General features: G+C 68.9%; 1 protein-coding gene. It reads right to left on the bottom strand.

Features of this window, described 5'->3' with window-relative positions; all coding sequences use genetic code 11:
• Positions 1-959, bottom strand: a 959-nt coding sequence (locus tag RM812_RS41870; RefSeq protein ID WP_311586223.1) for a 2-oxoacid:ferredoxin oxidoreductase subunit beta, incomplete at both ends; no start/stop codon positions are given.

Below are 959 nucleotides of genomic sequence, written 5' to 3'. Positions count from 1 at the left end.
CCGACGACGGTCCAGGTGTCGCCGCCGGCGAGGAGTGTGGCGAGGTCGCCCTTGCCGTTGCGTTCGACGGCGGTGTCGAGCTGGTCGGACATGAGGGTGTCGTAGACGGGCCGGTCGACGGAGCGCAGCACGCCGATGGGGGTGTGGTGGAGGGTGTCGGGGTCGGCGAGGCGGGAGAGGGCGAAGGCGGTGGTCGGGGAGGCGGCGTGGGCGTCGTGGACGAGGATGTCGGCCTCGTTGTCGGCGGTGACGGTGACGACCTCGAGGTCGCCGGTGTGCCGGTCGCGGACGACGCCCTTGGCACCGCCGGCCCCGAAACGGATCGGCTTCCCGTGCTCCAGGCGGATCACCGCCTCCTCGGCCTGTTCCCGGTCCTTGAGGGCGTCGAAGGCGCCGTCGTTGAAGATGTTGCAGTTCTGGTAGATCTCGATCAGGGCGGTGCCCGGGTGTTCGGCGGCCTGGCGCAGGACCTCGGTGAGGTGTTTGCGGTCGGAGTCGACGGTGCGGGCGACGAAGGAGGCTTCGGCGCCGATGGCGAGGGAGACGGGGTTGAAGGGTGCGTCGAGCGAGCCCATGGGGGTCGACTTGGTGATCTTGCCGATTTCGGAGGTGGGGGAGTACTGGCCCTTGGTCAGGCCGTAGATCCGGTTGTTGAAGAGGAGGATCTTGAGGTTGACGTTGCGGCGCAGGGCGTGGATGAGGTGGTTGCCGCCGATGGAGAGGGCGTCGCCGTCGCCGGTGACGACCCAGACGGACAGGTCGCGGCGGGAGGTGGCGAGTCCGGTGGCGATGGCGGGGGCGCGGCCGTGGATGGAGTGCATCCCGTAGGTGTTCATGTAGTACGGGAAGCGGGAGGAGCAGCCGATGCCGGAGACGAAGACGATGTTCTCCTTCGCCAGGCCGAGCTGGGGCATGAAGCCCTGTACCGCGGCCAGGATCGCGTAGTCACCGCAGCCCGG

The organism is Streptomyces lancefieldiae (assembly GCF_031845825.1).
In the GTDB taxonomy this organism is placed as follows: Bacteria; Actinomycetota; Actinomycetes; order Streptomycetales; family Streptomycetaceae; genus Streptomyces; species Streptomyces lancefieldiae.
This window is presented reverse-complemented; position numbering and strand designations above follow the sequence as displayed.